The 21,865-nt window shown below is 65.9% G+C and carries 26 protein-coding genes; 8 read left to right on the top strand and 18 right to left on the bottom strand.

From position 1 onward, the window contains the following. Positions 1-17: 17 nt before the first annotated feature. From NA5_RS06300 to NA5_RS06290, 3 genes are all read right to left on the bottom strand, one after another. A complete protein-coding gene (locus NA5_RS06300) occupies positions 18-689 on the bottom strand; it encodes an ester cyclase (protein WP_062982849.1) in 672 nt (223 codons plus the stop codon). 131 nt (positions 690-820) lie between these two features. Beyond that, positions 821-1,714, bottom strand: coding sequence for a phenylalanine 4-monooxygenase (locus tag NA5_RS06295; protein ID WP_062982847.1), 894 nt, complete (start codon positions 1,712-1,714; stop codon positions 821-823). A gap of 127 nt (positions 1,715-1,841) precedes the next feature. Continuing rightward, positions 1,842-2,402 carry a DUF4396 domain-containing protein gene (locus tag NA5_RS06290; protein WP_084483927.1) on the bottom strand — a complete coding sequence of 187 codons (561 nt, stop codon included), beginning with the start codon at positions 2,400-2,402 and terminating at the stop codon, positions 1,842-1,844. 118 nt (positions 2,403-2,520) lie between these two features. Here NA5_RS06290 and NA5_RS06285 point away from each other — a divergent pair, with 118 nt between their 5' ends. Together NA5_RS06285 and NA5_RS06280 are read left to right on the top strand one after the other, a co-directional pair. Continuing rightward, entirely contained in the window at positions 2,521-2,724 is a 204-nt protein-coding gene (locus tag NA5_RS06285) for a type II toxin-antitoxin system VapB family antitoxin (protein ID WP_062982843.1), read from the top strand. 176 nt (positions 2,725-2,900) lie between these two features. Then, on the top strand, positions 2,901-3,584 hold the full coding sequence (locus NA5_RS06280) for a JAB domain-containing protein (protein ID WP_062982841.1): 684 nt from the start codon (positions 2,901-2,903) through the stop codon (positions 3,582-3,584). A 5-nt stretch (positions 3,585-3,589) separates the two neighbouring features. Here NA5_RS06280 and NA5_RS06275 read toward each other — a convergent pair whose 3' ends face one another. From NA5_RS06275 to sdhC, 5 genes are all read right to left on the bottom strand, one after another. Beyond that, positions 3,590-3,922 carry a GNAT family N-acetyltransferase gene (locus tag NA5_RS06275; protein ID WP_062983316.1) on the bottom strand — a complete coding sequence of 111 codons (333 nt, stop codon included), beginning with the start codon at positions 3,920-3,922 and terminating at the stop codon, positions 3,590-3,592. 91 nt (positions 3,923-4,013) lie between these two features. After that, positions 4,014-4,784 carry a succinate dehydrogenase iron-sulfur subunit gene (locus tag NA5_RS06270; protein ID WP_062982840.1) on the bottom strand — a complete coding sequence of 257 codons (771 nt, stop codon included), beginning with the start codon at positions 4,782-4,784 and terminating at the stop codon, positions 4,014-4,016. Beyond that, positions 4,784-6,550, bottom strand: coding sequence for a succinate dehydrogenase flavoprotein subunit (gene sdhA, locus NA5_RS06265; protein WP_157110255.1), 1,767 nt, complete (start codon positions 6,548-6,550; stop codon positions 4,784-4,786). Before sdhA ends, NA5_RS06270 begins: the two co-directional genes overlap by 1 nt. A 13-nt stretch (positions 6,551-6,563) precedes the next feature. Next, complete coding sequence (locus NA5_RS06260; protein ID WP_062982838.1) at positions 6,564-6,995, bottom strand: succinate dehydrogenase hydrophobic membrane anchor subunit; 432 nt, start codon at positions 6,993-6,995, stop codon at positions 6,564-6,566. Positions 6,996-7,079: 84 nt separating this feature from the next. Then, positions 7,080-7,478: a succinate dehydrogenase, cytochrome b556 subunit gene (sdhC, locus tag NA5_RS06255; RefSeq protein ID WP_084483926.1), complete on the bottom strand. Its 399-nt coding sequence runs from the start codon at positions 7,476-7,478 to the stop codon at positions 7,080-7,082. A 1,135-nt stretch (positions 7,479-8,613) separates the two neighbouring features. On the opposite strand from sdhC, the gene NA5_RS06250 reads away from it, so the two are divergent. Further along, positions 8,614-9,009: a cytidine deaminase gene (locus NA5_RS06250; RefSeq protein WP_062983314.1), complete on the top strand. Its 396-nt coding sequence runs from the start codon at positions 8,614-8,616 to the stop codon at positions 9,007-9,009. A 7-nt stretch (positions 9,010-9,016) separates the two neighbouring features. Here the strand turns inward: NA5_RS06250 and NA5_RS06245 are convergent, their stop codons facing one another. The 3 genes from NA5_RS06245 to NA5_RS06235 are packed head-to-tail and all read right to left on the bottom strand — an operon-like array spanning position 9,017 to position 9,788. After that, positions 9,017-9,286 (bottom strand): hypothetical protein, encoded by a 270-nt coding sequence (locus NA5_RS06245; RefSeq protein ID WP_062982834.1) that lies wholly within the window; start codon positions 9,284-9,286, stop codon positions 9,017-9,019. A gap of 8 nt (positions 9,287-9,294) precedes the next feature. Next, positions 9,295-9,564: a hypothetical protein gene (locus tag NA5_RS06240; RefSeq protein WP_062982832.1), complete on the bottom strand. Its 270-nt coding sequence runs from the start codon at positions 9,562-9,564 to the stop codon at positions 9,295-9,297. A gap of 11 nt (positions 9,565-9,575) precedes the next feature. Continuing rightward, entirely contained in the window at positions 9,576-9,788 is a 213-nt protein-coding gene (locus NA5_RS06235; protein WP_157110254.1) for a hypothetical protein, read from the bottom strand. 123 nt (positions 9,789-9,911) lie between these two features. On the opposite strand from NA5_RS06235, the gene NA5_RS06230 reads away from it, so the two are divergent. Next, complete coding sequence (locus NA5_RS06230) at positions 9,912-11,198, top strand: thymidine phosphorylase (protein WP_062983313.1); 1,287 nt, start codon at positions 9,912-9,914, stop codon at positions 11,196-11,198. Positions 11,199-11,474: 276 nt separating this feature from the next. Further along, the gene (locus NA5_RS06225; RefSeq protein ID WP_062982828.1) at positions 11,475-12,572 is read left to right on the top strand and encodes an adenosine deaminase; all 1,098 of its coding nucleotides are present in this window, start codon (positions 11,475-11,477) and stop codon (positions 12,570-12,572) included. Here NA5_RS06225 and NA5_RS06220 read toward each other — a convergent pair whose 3' ends face one another. Genes NA5_RS06220 through NA5_RS06200 form a run of 5 tightly spaced genes read right to left on the bottom strand, consistent with a single transcriptional unit; the run spans position 12,573 to position 16,076 of the window. Then, a complete protein-coding gene (locus NA5_RS06220) occupies positions 12,573-13,838 on the bottom strand; it encodes a SatS C-terminal domain-containing protein (RefSeq protein ID WP_062982827.1) in 1,266 nt (421 codons plus the stop codon). 26 nt (positions 13,839-13,864) lie between these two features. Continuing rightward, entirely contained in the window at positions 13,865-14,212 is a 348-nt protein-coding gene (locus tag NA5_RS06215) for a YbaB/EbfC family nucleoid-associated protein (RefSeq protein ID WP_062982825.1), read from the bottom strand. A gap of 55 nt (positions 14,213-14,267) precedes the next feature. Continuing rightward, the gene (locus NA5_RS06210; protein ID WP_040686879.1) at positions 14,268-14,618 is read right to left on the bottom strand and encodes a hypothetical protein; all 351 of its coding nucleotides are present in this window, start codon (positions 14,616-14,618) and stop codon (positions 14,268-14,270) included. A gap of 20 nt (positions 14,619-14,638) precedes the next feature. Then, positions 14,639-15,763: a C40 family peptidase gene (locus NA5_RS06205; protein WP_062982822.1), complete on the bottom strand. Its 1,125-nt coding sequence runs from the start codon at positions 15,761-15,763 to the stop codon at positions 14,639-14,641. 4 nt (positions 15,764-15,767) lie between these two features. After that, positions 15,768-16,076, bottom strand: a complete 309-nt coding sequence (locus NA5_RS06200; RefSeq protein ID WP_245672115.1) for a hypothetical protein — start codon at positions 16,074-16,076, stop codon at positions 15,768-15,770. A 155-nt stretch (positions 16,077-16,231) separates the two neighbouring features. Between NA5_RS06200 and upp the strand changes: the two genes are divergently transcribed. After that, positions 16,232-16,855 carry a uracil phosphoribosyltransferase gene (gene upp / locus NA5_RS06195; protein ID WP_062982818.1) on the top strand — a complete coding sequence of 208 codons (624 nt, stop codon included), beginning with the start codon at positions 16,232-16,234 and terminating at the stop codon, positions 16,853-16,855. A 2-nt stretch (positions 16,856-16,857) separates the two neighbouring features. On the opposite strand, the gene NA5_RS06190 is transcribed toward upp, so the two are convergent. Continuing rightward, positions 16,858-18,363, bottom strand: coding sequence for a phospho-sugar mutase (locus tag NA5_RS06190; protein WP_062982816.1), 1,506 nt, complete (start codon positions 18,361-18,363; stop codon positions 16,858-16,860). Beyond that, positions 18,364-19,143: a purine-nucleoside phosphorylase gene (locus NA5_RS06185; protein ID WP_062982814.1), complete on the bottom strand. Its 780-nt coding sequence runs from the start codon at positions 19,141-19,143 to the stop codon at positions 18,364-18,366. Between the two features lie 647 nt (positions 19,144-19,790). Between NA5_RS06185 and NA5_RS06180 the strand changes: the two genes are divergently transcribed. Together NA5_RS06180 and NA5_RS06175 are read left to right on the top strand one after the other, a co-directional pair. Next, a complete protein-coding gene (locus NA5_RS06180) occupies positions 19,791-20,495 on the top strand; it encodes an enoyl-CoA hydratase-related protein (protein ID WP_062982812.1) in 705 nt (234 codons plus the stop codon). A gap of 93 nt (positions 20,496-20,588) precedes the next feature. Next, a complete protein-coding gene (locus NA5_RS06175) occupies positions 20,589-21,821 on the top strand; it encodes a M20 family metallopeptidase (protein ID WP_084483924.1) in 1,233 nt (410 codons plus the stop codon). Positions 21,822-21,865: the final 44 nt, after the last annotated feature.

The following is a 21,865-nucleotide window of genomic DNA, read 5'->3' as shown; positions in this document are numbered from 1 at the left end:
CCGAGCGGCCGGAAATCCTACGCGGACTTGGTAACCGGGCACCCGTGTGCCAATGGGCCGAGCAGCTTGTTGTTGTCGTAGAAATGCTCGAGTTCGAGGATGCGCAGGTCGTCGCTGACCCTGGCGATCGTCACGCCGAACATTTCGATCAACGCGCCGGTGGGCTGGTGGCCCTTGTATTCGCCGTCGTAGCGACCCCAGTGCCGCCAGCGGAAGGTGACCGCGGGCGGTCCGGCCAGCACCTCGAGCAGCTCCCAGAAGAAGCCGTTCGGGAAGGCGGTGTGGAAGGTCTCGTGCGAGGACTCGAAGGTCTCGCGCTCGACCTCGTAGTACGGGTTATCGCCGATCAGGATGTTGTAGCTGCCGATCCGCGCGAATTCCTCGGCGTCCTGCCACGGTCCGCCGTTGACCCGGCCGCGGTAGTGCTCGGCCACCAGCGACACCCAGGTGGCCGGATCCTTCTTGTGCGAGACCTCCATTTCGAAGACCCGCACCAGATCCTCGACGATGGCCTCGAGCGAGCCCGCCGCGTGGTCGGTGGTGCGCTCGCGCGGCACGGTTTGGTTGGTCAGGTGGTAGTCGGGCGCGCCGTTGCGCCAATCCTCGGCCGGTGTCGCGGCGACCACCGCGTCTCGACCCTGTAGCCACAGCGGCGTCTCGGTTGTGGAATCCGGTGTATCAACTGTCATCTCGGCTCGCGCCCCTTCGAAGAGATCGGACGCGAGGCAGGCTAACAGTCGGTCGGTCGGTTGTCGCGGCGGGTTGAAATTGCCGAACCTTGATGTCTCCCAGCAACTTTCGAGTTTTAAACGATGATGTGTCACATTCTACTGCTGGCGTGCAGTACCCGGTGCGGCGAATCGTCGTCCATGGTGGCGAAGAAGCCGCCGATCACATCCTCGATCTCCGAAATCGACTGTGCGCAATACAGAATCGGTTGGTAGTGCGTGATGTCATAGACGGCGGTGCCCATCGTCGCCACGTCCAGTGGTCGCAGCTCGGCGCGCTGGAACTCCTCGATCTCGCCATACGAGGACAGCAAACCCGCTCCGTAGCAACGGATTTCGTCCTTCTCCCGAACCACGCCGAACTCCATGGAGAACCAGAACACATCGGCGAGGAACTTCAGTGCCTTCTCGGTGGTCAGTCGGGCGACGGCCGCGCCGACCGCCTCATAGATGGCGGCGAAGCGCGGGCTGGCGATCTGATTGGCGTGCCCGATGATCTCGTGGATGGCATCGGGTTCCGGGGTGTACAGCGGGGCCGAGTGGTGCCGGATGTACTGGGTGGAGTGGAAGGTCCGGTCGGCGAAGGAACCGAAGAACTCGCGCAGCGGCACCAGGCCCGCGGCGGGCACATAGCGGAATCCGGTCAGCGGGGTCAATGCCGCCGAGACCTCGTCGAGCTGGGGAATATGATCGCTCGGCAAATCGAGCCGGGCCGCGGCCGCGAGCACCTCGGTGGCGGCGTACTTCTGGTGTTTGCGAGCGAGTTCGGCCGACACGATGCGCCACACCTCTTGTTCGGCATCGGTGTAGTCAATGTGTGGCAACGGTTTACCCGGTGCGTAATCCAGTGCCAGTGCGGCGATCGCATTGCGGCGGGCGCGGTAATCCGGATCGTGGACGCCGGGGTGCTCGTCGCTCAGGTGCACCAAGACATCGCCATCGCCGGATCGGGTCACCGGCGAGTACAGCTGAGCTTCGGTGAACATACCTCGATGCAAGCACCGCAGGGCGGTCGCGACAACAAAAGCCCGCCCAGATGGACAAACTGTCTAGCTGGGCGGGCTTTTTCGCATTATTACCGGCAGTAGACCGGCTCCTGCGACGGCGAGCTGATCAGTGGTGGCCGTGCAGTTCGTGTACCACCGCATGGCCCTTGCCGCGGCCGATCATCCACTTGTTGACCGGCGTGGTCAGGATGAAGGCGACCACCAGGGAGAAGGCCAGTGTCGCCCAGAACATCACGGTATCCAGATGCGCGTCCATGGCGCCCGGCACGGCGAGGATGACGGCATTGTCGACGATTTCCATGACCGTGATCGAGACGGTGTCCGCGGCCAGCGCGGTGGTGATGGCGGCGGCCAGTGGCAGCCCCGCCTTCAGCACGCCGCGCATGGTCAGCGCGTAGCCGAAGACGAAGGCCAGCACGATCGCCAGCACCATCGTCGCGGTGTTGTTCCAGCCGAGCGCGGTGCCGATCGCCATGCCGAGGATTTCGCCGATCGCGCAGCCGGTGAGGCAGTGCAGGGTGGCCTGGGCGGCCATCCGCCAGGACGCTGGAGCATGACGCTCGGTGTTTGCGTGCTGAGTGTGCCCGGCGGCTGCCTGATGCGCGGAATGTGCTGTATGCCCGGCATGTTCGTGGTGATCGACCGGCGTTCCGTGCTCGTGCTCCATGCGTGGAACTATACCCCCGTAGGGTAATTAGTCAAATGTCGATTCCGTCGTTGTGCCCGATTTGCCAGACATCAGCGGGCCGGATAAAGCAATATGGCGAATGTACGAAGGAGGGCGCATGAAATCCGTGCGGATCGATCTCGACCAGAAACTGCTCGCCGCCGCGGCCGCCATCATGGGCACGTCGACGAGCAACGCCACCATCAACGAGGCGCTGCGCCGAATCGTTGTGCACGAGCGGCAACTTCACCATCTGGAGCGATTGGCTGCCGGTGTGCTGTGTCCATTGCCCGGACCCGAGATCGCGGTTGCCGACGGCTGATCGGGTCACCGCGTGGGGCAGCCCAGCCCTTCCCGCGGCGTCTCAGGGACGAACCCCCATCATCGGACCTGCCCACTCGATCTGCCCGAACCGGTCGCGGTGCGCAGACCATCGCGGCCGACCTGTCGGTGCGGGCTGGCATGATGCGGAGAACGCACCGCATTCGAGGGGGATTGATGTCGGTACCCATCGCCAAACTGCCATCCGGCCAACGTCCACGGGAACGGCTACTCACGCTCGGCCCGCACGCGCTCAGCGACAGCGAGTTGCTCGCATTGTTGCTGCGTCAGGGTCGTCGGGGTGAGAGCGCACTGGATATGGCCGCCGAACTGATCGCCGAGCACGGCGGCATCGCCGGTTTGGCTGCCGCGCGGCCGGAGGAATTATCGCGGCGTGCGGGAGTCGGGGAGGCCAAGGCCGCGGCCATCGTCGCCGCATTCCACCTCGGCACCAGAGCCCGCAACAATCCGGAAACCGCGCCGCGCCTGGACGGCGCCGCCGATATCGTCCGGGTGGCGCTGCCGCTGTTCGCCGGTGCCCGCGTCGAACGGCTGCTGGTGCTGGTCTGTGATGCGCAGAATCGCTTGCGGCACAAGGTATTCGTCGCCGAGGGGGCGATCGATCAGGTCGCCGTCCCGGTCCGCGAAATATTGAATACCGTACTGCGCCACGACGGTCGCGGCTTCGCGGTCGTGCACAATCACCCCTCCGGCGACCCGGTCCCCAGCTTCGACGACCGTCGTGCGACGAGCCTGCTCATCGAATCCGCGCGCACCGTCGGCCTGCGCTTTCTGGACCATGTGGTGATAGCGGGGGAGGGCTGGGCCAGCGCGACACCACTGCACCGGTCCGGTGCGTGATGCCATCAGCGTGGTAGTGCCGGAATGCGTTGCAGCAGTGCGGGTGTCGGCTCGTCGACACTCGCCGCGAAGTCGTCGTGCCTGGTGACCCACCGCACCACGAACGGGCACACCGGTACGATCCGGCGGCCGCTGGCCACCGTGTCAGCCAGCGCGTCATGGATCAGGATGCTGCCCAATCCCCGGCCGCCGAACGCCGGATCGACCTCGGTCGCATAGAACACACGGTGCGCACCGTCATCGAAATACCGTTCCTCGCCCACGGTGGTGCCATCGAGTCGGATTTCGTACACATTGCGCACGGGTACGCCGACTACCTCTACTTTCGGTTCACTCATGCCCCGTGGAACGCATCCGTACCGCCGTTTATTGCAGACGACGAAGGCCGCCCGCATCTTTCGACGCGGGCGGCCTTCGGGTGCCTCGGGGTCAGCGGGCGAACAGCAGTGCGCGCTTGACTTCCTGGATGGCCTTGGTGACCTCGATGCCGCGGGGGCAGGCGTCGGTGCAGTTGAAGGTGGTGCGGCAGCGCCAGACACCTTCGACATCGTTGAGGATGTCGAGGCGTTCGCGGGCGCCTTCGTCACGGCTGTCGAAGATGAAGCGGTGCGCGTTCACGATCGCGGCCGGGCCGAAGTAGCTGCCGTCGCTCCAGTACACCGGGCAGGAGGTGGTGCAGCAGGCGCACAGGATGCACTTGGTGGTGTCGTCGAACCGGGCGCGGTCGGCCTGGCTCTGGATGCGCTCACGGGTGGGCTCGTTACCCGAGGTGATCAGGTAGGGCTTCACGGCACGGAACGCGTCGAAGAACGGCTCCATGTTGACCACGAGATCCTTTTCCACGGGCAGGCCGCGGATCGGCTCGACGGTGATGGTGAGGGTCTTGCCGCCCTTGGGCAGCATGTCCTTCATCAGCACCTTGCAGGCCAGCCGGTTGACGCCGTTGATCCGCATGGCGTCCGAACCGCAGACGCCGTGCGCGCAGGAGCGCCGGAAGGTGAGCGTGCCGTCCAGGTAGGACTTGATGTAGATGAGCACGTTCAGGAAGCGGTCGGTCGGCAGCACCGGCACCTGGAAGGTCTCCCAGTGCGCGCCCTTGTCGTCCTCCGGGTTGAACCGGGCGACCTTGACGTCGACCATGACCGAGCCCTCGGGCACCGGTGCGGCCTTCTGCGGGGGTGTTTCGACTACGGCAGTCATCAGTACTTACGCTCCATCGGCTCGTAGCGGGTCTGCACCACCGGCTTGAAGTCGAGGCGGATATCGGAGATCAGCTCCGCGCCCTCCTTGTAGGCCATCGTGTGCCGCATGAAGTTGACGTCGTCGCGGTCCGGGTAGTCCTCGCGGGCGTGGCCGCCGCGCGATTCCTTACGGTTGAGCGCGCCCACCACGGTGACCTCGGCCAGCTCCAGCAGGAAGCCGAGCTCGACGGCCTCGAGCAGGTCGCTGTTGTAGCGCTTGCCCTTGTCCTGCACCGTGATTCGGGTGTAGCGCTCCTTGAGCGCGTGGATATCGGTGAGCGCCTGCTTGAGGGTGTCCTCGGTGCGGAACACCGCGGCGTTCATATCCATCGTGTACTGCAATTCGGTGCGGATATCCGCGACGCGCTCGTTGCCGTGCTCCGACAGCAGCATGGCCAGCCAGTCCTGCACCATCTGCGCCGGGTTCTCCGGCATCTCGACGAACTCGGTGCGCTGGGCGTATTCCGCGGCGGCGATGCCGGAGCGGCGGCCGAAGACATTGATGTCGAGCAGCGAGTTGGTGCCGAGCCGGTTCGAGCCGTGCACCGAGACGCACGCGCATTCACCCGCGGCGTACAGACCGGGCACCACATCGGTGTTGTTGCGCAACACCTCGCCACGGATCCGGGTCGGGATGCCACCCATCACGTAGTGACAGGTCGGCATGACCGGCACCAGTTCCTTCACCGGGTCCACACCCAGGTAGGTGCGCGCGAATTCGGTGATGTCGGGCAGCTTTTCCTCGAGCACGTCCTCGCCGAGATGGGTCACGTCGATGTAGACGTAGTCCTTGTTCGGTCCGGCGCCGCGGCCCTCGAGCACCTCGAGCACCATCGAGCGGGCGACGATGTCACGCGGCGCGAGGTCCTTGATGGTGGGGGCGTAGCGCTCCATGAAGCGCTCACCGCTGGCGTTGCGCAGGATGCCGCCCTCACCGCGAACGGCCTCGGAGATCAGAATGCCCAGACCGGCAAGACCTGTCGGGTGGAACTGGTGGAACTCCATGTCCTCCAGCGGCAGACCCTTGCGGAACACGATCGCCATACCGTCACCGGTCAGCGTGTGCGCGTTCGAGGTGGTCTTGTACATCCGGCCGGAACCGCCGGTGGCGAAGATGATCGACTTCGCATGGAAGACGTGCAGTTCGCCGGTGGCCAGCTCGTAGGCGACCACACCGGTCGCGACCGGACCGCGGTCGGTATCGGACATGACCAGGTCGAGCACATAGAACTCGTTGAAGAACTCCACGTCGTGCTTGACGCAGTTCTGGTACAGCGTCTGCAGGATCATGTGGCCGGTGCGGTCGGCGGCGTAGCACGCGCGGCGGACCGGGGCCTTACCGTGATCGCGGGTGTGACCACCGAAGCGCCGCTGGTCGATCTTGCCCTCGGGCGTGCGGTTGAACGGCAGACCCATCTTCTCCAGGTCCATAACCGCGTCGATGGCCTCCTTGGCCATGATCTCCGCGGCATCCTGGTCGACCAGGTAGTCGCCACCTTTGACGGTGTCGAAGGTGTGCCATTCCCAGTTGTCTTCTTCGACATTGGCCAGTGCGGCGCACATGCCGCCCTGGGCCGCGCCGGTGTGACTGCGGGTCGGGTAGAGCTTGGTCAGGACGGCGGTGCGGGCCCGGGGACCGGCCTCGATCGCGGCGCGCATACCGGCGCCACCGGCACCGACGATCACGACGTCGTAGCGGTGCTCCTGAATCCGGGATTCACTCATCGAGTGCCTGTTCCTAACTGATGTTGGGGTCGAAGGTGAAGATGACGTAGGTGCCGACGCCCACGATCAGGATCATCGAGATGGCCAGCAGGGTGTTCAGCCAGAACCGGGTCGAGTCCTTGCGCGAGTAGTCCGCGATCACGGTGCGCAGGCCGTTGCCGCCGTGCAGCTGGGCCAGCCAGAGCATGGTCAGATCCCAGAACTGCCAGAACGGGCTGGACCAGCGGCCCGCGACGAAGGCGAAGTTCAGGCGCTTCACGCCGCCGTCGAGCAGCAGCATGATCGTCATGTGGCCGAGGACCAGCACGATCAGCAGCAGGCCGGAGAAGCGCATGAACAGCCAGGCGTACTTCTCGAAGTTGTTGTTGGAGCGGGCACGCGGCGAGCGGGGGAGATCCAGGCTCGCCGGGCGGTCATATGACTTACCGAGAACAGGTGCGCTCATGCCTGCGCCTCGCTGACGCTCGGCTCCGGCATGACCGCAGTGGCGGCTGTGTTCATGATTCGTTCGCTTCGCTCACTCATGGGATCAGTGCTCCGTGAACAGGTAGAAGAACTGGCGACCGATGGCCGGAACCACCAGCAGGAACCAGACGGCGAGAATCACCCAGAGCATCGTCTTCTGGTACTTGGGGCCCTTGCCCCAGAAGTCGACCAGGATTACGCGGACGCCGTTGAGCGCGTGGAACAGCACGCAGACGACAAGGCCCATCTCCATCAGCGCGACGATGGGGTTCTTGTAGGTCTCGATGGCGTGGTCATAGGTATCGGGGCTGACCCGAACCAGTGCGGTGTCCAAGACGTGCACGAAGAGGAAGAAGAAGATGGTGACACCGGTGATCCGGTGCAGCGCCCACGACCACATTCCGGGGTCGCCTCGGTACAGCGTCTTCCGCTTCGGCTGTGCCGGAGCTTCTATCGTGGTCATAGAGTGCGGTGCCTCCAACGTCGTTGATGGACCCGGTTGCAAGTCCGAGGCAGGCGACGTGGATGTATATGCCCAGGTGGCTGCGCTTTGCTGCTCCAAATAGCTCGCGCGGGGCCCGCCGCCGGGAACCTGAACCGATCTGTTCTGGACTCTAATCCCCTCGCAATCGCGGAACTAATTCGGCGTACCGTGCGTTGCGCTACAGTCCAGCGAGTTAGGTTTACCTTTCTCGATGCGTAATGGGATGCGTCGTGGCCCCGTTGTTGGCAGGTGAGGCGCGGCTCGGCAGCGGTCGTCGATATCGGAATTCGAGCGAAAAATCCTGCGCGACAAGATGATTCAAGTTATGTGCAATGTCTATGTATTGAACTCGCGGTTTCCGGTCGGCGTCGGGGCTCTCAGTTCGATGGGCCGAATGGTGAGCGTCGGCAGTGTGGAAAATGTCTCATTCGACGGGCGATAACCTACTCATCGGTAATAGAAAACCCATCGCAGATTCCGCCCCGACTACGGCTGAAATTCGCTACCACACCGATGGGCATCGTTGCGGCAATCGCGTCATGAGTTCGCGGTCCGCGCGTCGGTGACGGCCACCAGGATCGTGCGTTCGACGGTCCCGGCGTTGGGTGAACCCGCACGTGATGGTGTCCCCGGATCGCTCGCAGCTCGTTCAGATGCGCAGCGAGCGTCGGCACCAACAGTGCGGCGAGGTCGGGATGACGGTCGACCTTGCGGCGGGCCGATGCGCGTACCAGGCATGCCAGTTTGCGCGCTCCTTCGGAGCCGCGGTCCCGTGCCACGGTGGGGCAGGCGTCCACACCGCCCGGCTCGGATGGAGTAGCAGTGATGATCGTGAAGGCGCTGGTGTTCAGAGTGAGGAAGAAGCTGTTGGTCAGCGGGCGCTGATCCGGTCGGCCATCTCGACATACATTTTGTACTGTTCGAGCACAGCGTCCTGGGTACCTGCCCGCGCAGTTGTCCGGCGTGACATGCGAGTTCCACAGGCCGTCGCTGATCGGACCGGACACCCGATTTCGCCTTCCGAAGGGCCGATGGGAATTCGATGATGTCCGAATCTATTGCCGCGCACTGGGATCTGGGAACCCGCCCCTCGACCACGGAAGGTAGCGAACACGTGGATATCGACTGGAACCTATTACGGACCAGCGCATATGAGGTGATGCAGCGCGCGTACGCGCCGTATTCACGATTCCCGGTCGGGGCGGCGGGGCTGGTCGACGGCCGAGTGGTCGTCGGGTGCAATGTGGAAAACGTCTCCTATGGATTAGGCCTGTGCGCCGAATGCGTACTGATCGGGAACCTGTGCGCGGGCGGCGGTGGGCGCTTGTCGGCGGTTTCCGTTACCGATTCCCGGGGCGAAATCCTGATGCCCTGTGGCCGTTGCCGACAGCTGCTCTACGAACACGGCGGACCCGACCTGCTGGTCGACCACAAGACCGGACCCCTTCCGCTGCGAAACCTACTGCCCGACGCCTTCGGACCCAACGATCTCGATGCCGGGCAGACCTAGGCTTTCCTCAGCAGTCATCTTCGAACGAAGCGTCGATATCGGCTTCCGTCGGCATCTCGACCTCGGTGAGCTGAATCGGCGGTAGCCCCATTCGCTCCATTATCAGCGCGATGCCTGCTCCGATGGTGTTCGTCTGCACCGCGAGCCGGTGCGTGCAGATCTTCAGTCCCCGAACATCTCTGGACAGACCGTAGAGCGTGTCGCCATGGCTGGTTTCGAACTCGTCGACTCGTGCCTCGAGCTCGGCGACTCGGCGATCGATGTGTGCGGATGTCATGTCGGCCCTCAGCAGTCTTCGTCGAGGACGGCGTCGATCTCGGACTCGGTCGACATGGTGATCGTCGGTGTGTCGACCGGGCTGATCCCGAGGTGCTCGGCGATGAGCTTCACGTTTTGGCCCACGCTGTTCGCATGGGCGGTGACACGTCCGGCCCAGATCTCGAGTCCGGTAACTCGGCGCGTCAGTCCGAGCTGGGATTCGCCGTAGCCTTCCTCGATGTCGGACACTCGTGCTTCGAGATTCGTCATGCGGCGCTCGATGTGTGCGGAAGTCATGGTGGCCGTCCTCAGCAGTCTTCGTCGAGGACGGCGTCGATCTCGGACTCGGTCGTGACCGTGATCTGCGAGATTTCTTCGGCGGGGACGCCGAGGTGCTCGAGAATGCGGCAGAAGCTTCGCTTCTGGACGATTTCGATTGCGGTGATTCGGCGCGTCAGCTGCAATTGGGATTCGCCGAAGCCCTCTTCGACCTCGCGGATCCTGGACTCGAGATTCGTCATGCGGCGGTCCATGTGTGCGTGCGTCATTGCTCCCCCAAACGTCGACTCGATGCTGCGGCGAGGCTATCGGAGGGCACCGACAAGTTCCAGGGTGCGAGCGTGTCCCGTGCCAGACTTGCCGGTGTGACGGCAGTGGACGCGGTTTCGATCATTACGACCAAGCGCGACGGCGGGGAGCTGTCGGATGCGCAGATCGATTGGGTGGTGGATGGATTCACCAAGGGGGCGGTGGCCGACGAGCAGATGGCGGCGTTGGCGATGGCGATCGTGTGGCGGGGGATGACGCGGCGCGAGACCGTGCGGTGGACGAATGCCATGATCGCGTCGGGGCGGCGGATGGACTTCACCGATCTGGCGCGGCCGACGGTGGACAAGCATTCGACCGGCGGGGTGGGGGACAAGATCACGTTGCCGTTGGCGCCGTTGGTCGCCGCCTGTGGGGCCGCCGTGCCGCAGCTTTCCGGGCGCGGGTTGGGGCATACCGGCGGGACGCTGGACAAGCTGGAGGCGATCCCGGGCTGGCAGGCCGATGTGCCGGTGGCGCGGATGCGCGAGATACTGTCCGATCCCGGCATCGGTGCGGTGGTGTGCGCGGCGGGAGCCGATCTCGCCCCCGCCGATAAGCGGCTGTACGCGCTGCGTGATGTCACCGGGACCGTCGAATCCATACCATTGATCGCCAGCTCGATCATGAGCAAGAAAATCGCCGAAGGGACCGCCGCGCTCGTCCTCGACGTGAAGGTCGGCGCGGGCGCCTTCCTGAAAACCGTGGACGGCGCGCGTGAATTGGCAACGGCCATGGTCGAACTCGGCACCGATGCCGGGGTACGGACGGTTGCGCTGCTGACCGCGATGGACACACCCCTCGGACGTACCGCGGGCAATGCACTCGAGGTCGCCGAATCGGTGGAGGTGCTCGCGGGCGGAGGCCCCGCCGACGTCGTCGAGCTGACGCTCATCCTCGCCCGCGAGATGGTCGCCCAGGCCGGACTCGATATCGACCCCGCCGACGTGCTCGCCGATGGCCGTGCGATGGACCATTGGCGTGCCATGATCCAGGCCCAAGGCGGCGATCCGGATGCGCCCCTGCCGCGCGCGAAGCACACCGAGATCGTGCGGGCCGAACAAGCCGGTGTGCTCACCCGCCTGGATGCCATGGCCGTCGGCATCGCCGCCTGGCGACTCGGCGCCGGTCGCGCCCGCCAGGGCGACCCCGTCCAATTCGGCGCGGGCATCGAAATGCACGCCAAGCCAGGCGATTCCGTAACCACCGGCCAACCCCTACTCACCCTGCACACCGACACCCCGCAAGCCTTCCCCGCCGCCCTCGCCGCCCTCGAAAACTCCTTCACCATCGGAACCACGCCCGCACCACCAACCCCTTTGGTGCTGGACCGCATCGCCCCCTGACGCCACAGCGAGCCGCCGCAGTCGATTTCAAGCGCGAGACTTCGACTGATCCCAGTGTGAGTCGATCGGACAGAGATGGTGCTGTGTGAGGATTGACGGCAAGTGGGCGGGAAACCGACCGCTACGTTAATTCTTGGCTGGTCAAAGGGGATTTCCGGTACTCGGGGTGTGCTATCGGCTACTCGAGCAGGGAAATTGCGGGTTATGTCTCTGGTAGGGGCGGCGGAGAGCGCAATCACAGCCGCATGACGGGGTCGGTGCGGCTAACGTGTGGTCATGACAGGACCGATGCCTTTGACCCTTGCCTCGATCCGCCAGGCTCCCAAGGCGCTGCTGCACGATCATCTCGACGGTGGTCTGCGGCCCGCGACGGTTTTGGAGCTCGCCGCCGATTGCGGTTACGACGACCTACCCGCCGACAATGAGACCGAGCTGGCGGCGTGGTTCCGCGATGCGGCCGACAGCGGCTCGCTCGAGCTCTATCTGGAAACCTTCGCGCACACCGTCGCGGTAATGCAGACTCCCGAGGGCCTGCGCCGCGTGGCTCGGGAATGCGCGGAAGACCTCGCCGCCGACAGCGTGGTCTATGCCGAAGTGCGCTTCGCTCCCGAACAGCATCTGGAGCGCGGCCTGACCTTGGACGAGGTGGTCGAGCACACCCTCGCCGGATTCCGCGAGGGTGCGGCGGCCGCGGCCGAGGCCGGTCACCCGATCGTGGTGATCTGCCTGCTCACCGCCATGCGGCATGCCGCGCGTTCGCGTGAGATCGCCGAACTCGCGGTGCGGTGGCGCGATCGTGGTGTCGGCGGTTTCGATATCGCGGGCGCGGAAGCGGGCTTCCCACCAAGCCGCCACCTGGACGCCTTCGAATACATGCGAGCCAATAGCGCGCACTTCACCATTCACGCCGGTGAGGCGTTCGGACTGCCGTCCATCCACGAGGCACTGGCATTCTGCGGCTGCGATCGGCTCGGCCACGGCGTGCGGATCACCGACGACATCACCGTTCCCGGCGCGGTCGAGGATGCGCAGCTCGGACTGGTCGCGAACTACGTGCGGGATGCCCGAATTCCGCTCGAGCTCTGTCCGTCGTCGAATGTGCAGACCGGCGCGGTCCCCGCACTCGACAAGCATCCGTTCGACCTGCTGGCGCGGCTGCGCTTCCGCGTCACCGTCAATACCGACAACCGCCTGATGAGCGATACCAGCATGAGCCAGGAGATGCTCAAGCTGGTAGAGACCTTCGGCTACGGCTGGAGCGACCTCGAACGCTTCACCATCAACGCGATGAAGTCCGCGTTCATCCCGTTCCCCGAACGCCTGCGCATCATCGACGACATCATCAAGCCGGGTTACGCCGTACTGCTCGGCTAGCTACTTCTCCTGCGTGAGCCTGGACTCGAAGTTGCGCTCCAGGTCCCGCCAGCTCTGGGCCTCCGCGGTGAACGGCGGGTTCGGGGCCAGGCGGGTCGGGTCCGGGTTCAACAGGTAGGAGACGTACCAGCCGAGTGGGGTGGACTGCGCCAGCGCCTGCTCCACCGTGTCGTCATCGGCGTAATCGGCTGCGTCGGTGAACAATTCGACCGCCAGATCCAGCTGTTCGATATCGACCGCCTCCGGACCCTCGGCCAGATCGTCGGCGAGACCGGGCAGCACGTAGACGTTCTCGTCGGTCACCTCGACCTCGAGCGAACCGTCGACGGCGGCGGTCTGCACATCGGTGTAGGTGCTCACCCGCGCCAGCTCGTGCTCATGGTCATCGGCCAGATAGCGGGCCAGCGCACGCTCGGAGCCGAAGACGGTGATGGATCCGTCCTTGCCGAGGAAGATCGGCTCGTCGTCGAGGTAGCAGCGCAGCGTGAAGTAGGTGCCGTCGGAGGTGACGATCTTGACCGGGTCGATGCCGACCTCGTGCCAGAACGACTCGTCTTCTTCTTCCTCGTCCTCTTCGTCCTCGTCGTCCGCATCGAGGTCGACGGATTCGAATTCCTCGTCCTCCTCGCTGTCGGCCGCGTCATCGGCGTCGACGACGTTCTCCTCCGCGGCGAGCAGTTCGGCCTCCGCGACCGCGACCGCCTCGGCGTCGACCTCGGGGGTCTGCACCACGGAGTCGATGGCGTCGAGGACATCGTCCCAGCCCTTGGCGATGGCCGCGCCGATCTGATCCCACAGCTCCTCGCCGTCGCGCCCGACGAAGGCGCTCACGCCGCTGGCCAACGCGCCGACCACCGGATGCGAGCCGAAGAACTTGGTCACCGTCTCCAGCTCGCACACCTCACCGATATTGCGCACCATGCTGAGCGTGTCGTCGAGCTCGGCGATGGTGTCCACATCGGGATCGCTGGCGACCAGCTCCGGCACCCCGACCAGATCGAAGGTGAAGTTCTCCTCCGGCTCCAGTTCGACCGCCGACAACCCGGCCACGACCTTCCACGCCGGATGGTCCACGAGATCGTTATCGGAGTTGGTCCGGATGAATGCGGCCAGCTCCGCGACGGTCTCGAAACCGTAGAGGGAGTCCTCATGTCCGAGGAACGCCTCCCACTCGTCATCACCGTCGCGCCAGCGCGGTGCCCACAGGGTGACGAGATCGCCGTCGGTCAGGCCGAGCTCGATCGGGACGATGTCTCCAGAAGCCATGTGCGGAAGCCTATCGACCTTCCGAGTCAGTGACTATCCGGCCCGCCTCCAATGCTTCCGGGGGCACCCTTCGGCGCGACCGCGAATGACTCGTTCAGTGTCGCAACGACCTTCGATCGCTGCGCACCGGCGTCCTCGGCGGCCTGGCGACAGGCCCATACGATCAGCTGGCCGACCTCGGCGGGCGGCAGCGAGGTGACCGATTCCGACAGGCTCAGCGCGACCAGCGCGCCGTCGCTGTTCACCTCGACGCTGACCGTCCCGTCCTCGGTCCGGAACCGGCCGTGCACCTGCTTCAGGCCGTACAGCGCGGCCTCGAGCGCCTCCAGTTTCGCCGTCGCGTTGGCGACCAACGCATCCATTTCCGCGCTCATGCCTGCGCCTCGCTAGCGCTCGGCTCTGTGACGGCTGTGCTCATCGTTCGCTCGCTCATACCGGCCTCATCCAGCTCGTCGGTCCCGTGTCCGCGTCGTCGATCCGGTCCAGTTCGTCCACCGCAGCCTGTCGCGTGGGCAGGCCGAGCTTGTCCAGGATGTCGGCGGGCATGCCCGCCTCGGCGAGCAGTTCGCGGCGGCGGGCGCGGGCGGCGACGGTGGAGCGCTTGGTCAACCGCAGGATCTCGTCGGCGAGAGTCTGCGCGCCGTAACGGTATTCGCTGCGCTCGAACTTGATCTCGATCGGCATGCCCTGGTCGGTGGCACGCACCGAGATGGTGCCCGATCGGTTGGTGCTGGACGCCACCGTGACATTGGGTATCGGTGGAGTCTGGGGCTGGGACATCAGTGGTTCGCTCCGCTCATTTATGAGGTCGGCCGGTAGAAGCCATGGAAGTTCATGCCCATGTTGTCGGTTCGAACCGAGCTGATCTGGACCGGATTACCGGCTTCGACGAACTGCCCGTTACCGATCACCATCGCGACGTGGCCATCCCACACCGCCAGATCGCCCGGCATCAGATCGCCCGGCGAGACCTGCATATGGCCGTTGCCTTGTTCCTGGGCCAGCCGGGGCAGATCGACACCGGCCTCGCCATAGGCGTATTTGGTCAGACCGCTGCAGTCCAGTCCGGAACCGGGCGTATTGCCACCCCACACGTAGGGCGTGCCGACCGCGCCGATCGCCGCCTTGACCGCTGTCGCCGCCTTCTCGTTCGGGGCCTCCACGACGCTGCCGTCCGGCAGGGTGATCTTCACGCCCTTGCCGGAGGTCGTCGACTGTCCGGTCCCGGTGGTGCTGCTCGTACTCGGTCTGGAACTCGGCGCCGTGCTCGCGGTCGTCGTGCCGGCCTTGCTCGCGGTGCTCATCAGGCTGCTGAGCATGCCGCCCGCGCCGCTCGCGACGCTGCTCACCGTCGATGACAATTGCGAGGCGCCCTGGGTGGCGGTGCCGACCGTGCTGGCGACATTGGACAGCGACGGCGTCGACGGCGGGGGTGTCAGCTCGTTCATCGATGCGGTCTGGGTATCGAGTTCGTTGCGTACCCGGCCGACCACATTCAACCCCTGACCGATGTGGTCTATCGCGGAGCCGACGAGCACCGTGAGCCCCTCCGGTGTGGCCAGCGCCGGACCGAGACTGGTGGCCTGGTTCACGAACGACTGGACTATCCCGTTCAGTTCCTTCTGGCCCGTTTCGACTTGGGCGGCAGCCTGATTCACGACGGTGGCCATATCGTTGCCGCGGTCGGAAATGGTGGCGGCCGAGGTCTGCACCCGCAGCGCCTTCGCGGTGACGGCGTCGGCCGCCGCGCCGTCCCACGCGTTGTTCACCTGGTTGATGCTGTTGCGGCCGACCGCGTGCACCTGGTCGACGGCGGTCGAGGTGGAGGTCAGTGCGTCGGCGGGACCGCCGGTGGGCAGGACGCCGGTGCCGAAGCTGGAGAGCAGGTCGAGCAGTGGCTGGACCAGGGCGCTGACATCGATCACGGTGTCACCCGTCCAGCCCGGTGGCGTTCAGTCCGGCGGCATTGTTCAGGTCGGTTTCCTCGAGGACGACGGCGGAAGAGGCTGCCGCGCCGCCCATGCTCGCGAGCACCGCCGACAACTCACCGATCGAGGCGACGTGCCCGGCGTGCGCCGCAGCGTAGGCGGCCATGAAATCGCCGCCGATCAAGCCCATTATGGGGCCGAGGAGAGTGGGATCGGCTGCCGCGGCGCTGACTCCTGCGGCGGCGAGATCACCTGACATCGCCGCGGCGGTCGCGCCGTAGGCGGTAATGCCCTCGGTGTCGGCCGACATCTTTCGCATAGTGCTTCCCCCATCTGTTCTTTCCCAGGCAGAGTACGTCATCCACCTAGTTCGACGCGCTGCCTTGCCGATCGGTTCCAGCCGTTCGAAAAAAAATTCGGGTGGAGGTTCGCCGCCGAACTCTCCTTCGACCTTATCGTTCCCTCATGCGCACGCACACCGTGGACCATCCACTCGCCGCCGCCCTGCTGACCACGATGCGCGATGCGGGAACGGCCAATCCGGCCTTCCGCGCGGCATTGCGCGATCTCACCGGAATCCTGATCTACGAGGCGCTGCGGGACGCGCCGGTGGTCCACTTCCCGATCACCACACCGGTATCCGACACCGAGGGAACGCGATTGGCGCGGCCGCCGCTATTGGTTCCGGTGCTGCGCGCCGGGCTCGGCATGGTCGACGCGGCCGCCGAACTCATTCCGGACGCCAGGGTCGGTTTCGTCGGTATCGCCCGCGACGAAACCACCCATCAGCCGGTGCCGTACATGGAATCACTGCCCGCCGACCTGTCCGAGATGCCGGTCTTCGTACTGGACCCGATGTTGGCCACCGGCGGTTCGATGCGCCACACACTGCAGCTGCTCGCCGCCCGCGGCGCAACCGACATCACCGCGGTCTGCGTCGTAGCCGCCCCCGAAGGTATTGCCGCCCTTGCCGATTCGGGCCTGCCCGTGCGCCTGGTCACCGCGGTCGTCGACTCGGGCCTCAACTCCGATGCCTACATCGTCCCCGGCCTCGGCGACGCGGGTGACCGCCAATTCGGCCCACGCTGATCTCACCCCATCGACAGGTCGTCGCAGAATGCATGGAGTTCGATGAGACGTTGCTCGGCGGCGGATCGTGCGGCATCGAGTGCGTCCCGGGTAGCGACCGGCTCGACCACCTCCAAGTAGCACTTGAGTTTCGGCTCCGTGCCGGACGGCCGGACCACGATCCGGGACTTCGCGCCCTCGAAAATCAGTGCGTCGGTGCGCATTCGGCCGCGCACCTGGAGCAGATCGGTGTATTCGACCGGCTCGCCCGCGATTTCGGCGGGTGGGGCGGCGCGCAGCCGGTTCACGACGTCCGCGGCGGCGGCTGGATCGGGTAGGCGCAGCGCGACCTGGTCGGTGGTGTGCAGGCCGAACTCGACCGCGTAGTCGTCGAGTTCGTCGGCGAGGGTGCGTCCTACGACCTTCAGCCGGGCCACGAGATCGGCGGCAAGCACCGCCGCGGAGATGCCGTCCTTGTCGCGGACCGCGGCCGGGTCCACGCAGTGACCGATGGCCTCCTCGTAGGCGTAGACCAGACCGTCGCCCGCGCGGGTCAGCCATTTGAAGCCGGTCAGCGTTTCCGCGTACCGCGCGCCACGAGCGGCGGCGATCTCGGAGAGCAATCGTGACGACACGATGGTGGTCGCCACCAGGGCACCCGGCGGCGCGGTCCGCAGCACGTAATCGCCGAGCAGCACGCCGGTTTCGTCGCCGCGCAGCATGCGCCAGCCGCCGTCGCCGTCCGGAATTCCGATGGCGCAGCGATCGGCATCCGGGTCGAGCGCGATCGCGAGATCGGCGCCGATCCGGGTGGCGGTGTCGAGCAAAAGGTCGGTGGCGCCGGGCTCTTCGGGGTTCGGGAAGGCGACGGTGGGAAATTCGGCATCGGGCGCGAATTGCGCACCGACGACGTGCACATGCTTGAATCCCGCCGCGGCAAGAGCTGCCACGGCCGTATCGCCGCCGACCCCGTGCAACGGCGTCAACGCGATTCGGATATCGCCGCGCGCACCGGGACCACCGATCAACTCGGGCAGCCGAGCCACCCGATCGATATAGCGGTGCACCAGGTCATCGGCGGCCGGAGTGACGGGCGTGCGGGCGATCGGCTCGGTGACGGCCTCGATGCAGCGCTCGATCTCGGTGTCTGCCGGTGCGATCAGTTGCGAACCGCCGTCCAGATAGACCTTGTAGCCGTTGTCCGTCGCCGGATTGTGCGATGCGGTGATCTGCACTCCGGCAACGGCTCCCAGCTCGCGCACCGCGTAAGCGACGATCGGGGTGGGTAGCGGTCGGCGCAGCAGCGTCACCGGAAAGCCCGCGGCGGCAAAGATTTCCGCGGTCGCGATGGCGAATTCGGCGGAGCCGTGCCTGGCATCGCGCCCGACGACGACCGCACCGCCGCCGAGACAGCGACCGCGCAACCAGTCCACGAGTCCGGCGCTCGCCCGGCTCACCGTGTCCAGGTTCATGCCGTCGGGCCCCTCCCGCAGCGGCCCGCGGAGCCCGGCGGTGCCGAAGCGCAGCATCTACAGCCGTTCCAGTACGCCGCGCAGCAGTTTGCCGAGACGCGGGGCGGCCGCATGTCCCTCGGCGAGCACCTCGGCATGCGACAGATGCGCACCCGTGACACCCGCGGCGAGGTTGGTGACCAGCGAAATGCCCAGCACCCGGGCCCCGAGCGCACGGGCCGCGATCACCTCGAGCACCGTCGACATGCCGACCAGATCCGCGCCGATGGTGCGCAGCATCCGGATCTCGGCCGGGGTCTCGTACTGCGGTCCGGTCAGACCCGCGTACACGCCCTCGGTCAGGCTCGGATCGATTTCCCTTGCCAGCGAACGCAATTCCGGATCCCAGGCGTCCACGAGATCGACGAAGGTCGCACCCACCAGCGGTGTGCGGCCGGTGAGATTGAGATGGTCGCTGATCAGCACCGGCTCACCGACGCGCAGTCCGTCCCGGATGCCGCCCGCCGCATTGGTGAGCACCACGGTTTCCACGCCCGCCGCGATCGCCGCGCTCACCGGATGCACGACATCGCTGGGCTGATAGCCCTCGTACAAATGCTGACGCCCCATCAGCAGCAGCACGGGCGTGTCGTCGACGGCGACCGAATGCACCATCCCGACATGCCCTTGCGCGCTTGGCGTCCCGAATCCGGGCAGCTCCGGCATCGGCACCGAAGCGGTCGGCACGCCGATCTCCGCGGCCGCCTCCTGCCAGCCCGATCCCAGCACCACCGCAACCCGGTGCCGTTCCACTCCCGTACGTTCGGCAATCGCCCTCGCGGCCTGTTCGGCAAGCATGCCGTCACGGTATCTGATTTGCCGCGCCTCGGCGCGGCGTGTTCGCGGCCCCCTGGTGTCTCGCGTCCGAGCCGTCGAGACTCGCGACTTCGTCGCATGCGCTTCGACGACTCGGACGCGAGACGGGCCGCGAACGGTCGCTCGTAAGACTCGCTCCGTGGTGGTTGGTGATGGCGGGGTGGTCGGCACCTGATGCACTCGGTCGGGTGGGGCGAGTCCCGTGCCTGCGGTGGATGCGCTTCGACGGCTCGGACGCGAGACGGGCCGCGAACGGTCGCTCGTAGGAGTCGCTCCGTTGGGGTTGGCGGAGTGTTCGGTACTTGATGCACGCGAGCCGGGTGGTCGAGTCCCGTGCCTGCGGCGGATGCGCTTCGACGGCTCGGACGCGAGACGGGCCGCGAACGGGTCGCTCGTAAGGCTCGCTCCGTTGGGGTCGCTGATGGCTGGACGTTCGGTTCTTGGTGCATATGCGCCCTGATGGTCGAGCCAGCGCGCGCTCCCACTCGATCGCGCGAAACGCGATCTCCTCGCGCGTAAGGCTTGCTCCGGTGGCGCCCGGGGGAGCGGCGTCGGGTGCGTCATCTGACCTGCCCAGGATTTGCTACCCGCGAGTAGGTATTCCATCGTTTACCCGTTACGCTGCACGCATGCCGTACCTGGAACGTGAAGGGGATGTGTTCGTCGTCTACCTCGGGGACGAGGGGCAGACCGACAGCGAGAACCGTTTTCATCCGGATTGGATCGATGCGCTGCACGGGCTGTTGGACCAGGTCGAGGCGTCCGAGGGACCGGCGGCCCTGGTCACAACGGCGAGTGGGAAGTTCTACAGCAACGGGCTCGACACCGATTGGCTGTTCGGCAATCTGGACAAGATGCACGGTTACCTCGATCGCGTGCACAGCGTCTACACCCGGCTGCTGACCTTCCCGCTACCGACGGTCGCCGCCGTCAACGGGCACGCGTTCGGTGCGGGTGCGATGCTCGCCACCTCGCACGATTTCCGGGTGATGCGCGCCGACCGCGGCTTCTGGTGCCTGCCCGAGGTGCACCTCGGCATGCCGTTCACCGTCGGGATGAACGCGCTGCTCACCGAGCGCCTCGCCAATCAGGTCTGCGTACAGGCTATGACCACCGGTCACCGCTTCGCCGCCGACGAGGCCATTGCCGCGGGAATTGTCGACGCCAAGGCCGATGCTGATGTGTTGCTGAAGTCCGCGATCGAGCGCGCGGGCGCCCTGGCGGCAAATCGCAAGCCCAATCTGCCGGTGATCAAGCGGTCGCTGCACGCCAAGGCGCTCGCCGGGCTCGCCACCCCAACCACCCCGGAGAATCTGGCGTTCGCCGCGGGATAACCGCAACTCGAGCACAACCGTTGCGTCGCGCGGCGACATCGCCCCTGGACGCAGGGTGCGCCCGATCATCCGCGCAGTGCCAGACTGTGTGCCATGCCACCAACGCGCAGCGGGCACCCCGAATCACGCACGGACCACCACGTCGCGCACCCGGGCGCGGCGGCGGATGCCGCGATCCTGGCCGCCGCACCCGAACTGGTCGCGCTCTCGCATTCGCTGCACGCCGAACCGGAGCTGGCGTTCGAGGAAACCCGCAGCGTCGCCAAGACCATCGCGCCGCTGGCCGAACGCGGTTTCACGATCGAGACTCCCATCGCCGAGCTGCCGACCGCATTTCGCGCGACCTACGGATCCGGCGAGCTCACGGTGGGTATCTGCGCCGAATACGACGCGCTGCCGGAGATCGGGCACGCCTGCGGACACAACATCATCGCCGCATCCGCGGTCGGTGCCGGACTCGGTCTCGCCGAGGTGGCCGACGCCCTCGGCATCACCGTCGTGGTCTTCGGCACACCCGCCGAGGAGAGTGGCGGCGGCAAGGTGCTGATGCTCGAGCGCGGCGTCTTCGACGATGCCGCGATGGTGATGATGGTGCATCCCGGCCCGATCGATATCGTCGACGCGCGCTCGCTGGCGCTGGCGGATCTGTCGGTGGTCTTCCACGGTCACGAGGCGCATGCCAGCGCCGCCCCGGAAATGGGCCGGAATGCGGGCGACGCGGTGACCATCGCGCAGGTTGCTCTGGGATTGCTGCGCCAACATCTCCGACCCGGACAGCAACTGCACGGTATAGTCAGCGACGGTGGCGTAGCCCCCAACATCGTTCCCGGACGTGCGGAACTGCTGTATTACCTACGCGCAGTCGACTCCGCATCCCTCGACGATCTGATGCGACGAGCGTCGGCTTGTTTCGAGGCGGGTGCGCTGGCGACCGGCTGCACTCACGAAATCCGGACGGTTGCGCCGACATATACCGAGCTGACGCCCGATCCGGGATTACTGTTTGCCTACCGCGAGCAGATCGTCGACTTGGGTCGGGTGCCGATCGCACCGGAACTCGAGGCGCAGCGACCGCTCGGGAGTACGGATATGGGCAACGTCACCAACGTCATACCGGGCATACATCCGGTCATCGGCATCGATGCCGGTGGGGCGGTGACGCATCAGCCCGGCTTCGCCGCGGCGAGTGTCAACGCTTCGGCCGATCGTGCGGTAACCGACGGTGCGATCGCGCTCGCGCGTACCGCTATCGCCGTAGCTCGCGATCAAGTACATAGGGACAGGTTGTTGCAACGGCTCGTTCAACGACAGGAGGACATTCGGTGAGCATTACCGGCCGTTCCGCGGCGCACGCGACACGCTCCGTGGCG

The sequence above is a fragment of the Nocardia anaemiae NBRC 100462 genome (assembly GCF_001612725.1).
In the GTDB taxonomy this organism is placed as follows: Bacteria; Actinomycetota; Actinomycetes; order Mycobacteriales; family Mycobacteriaceae; genus Nocardia; species Nocardia anaemiae.
The sequence above is the reverse complement of the archived record's forward strand: the minus strand, read 5'-3'. Positions and strand labels throughout refer to the sequence as shown.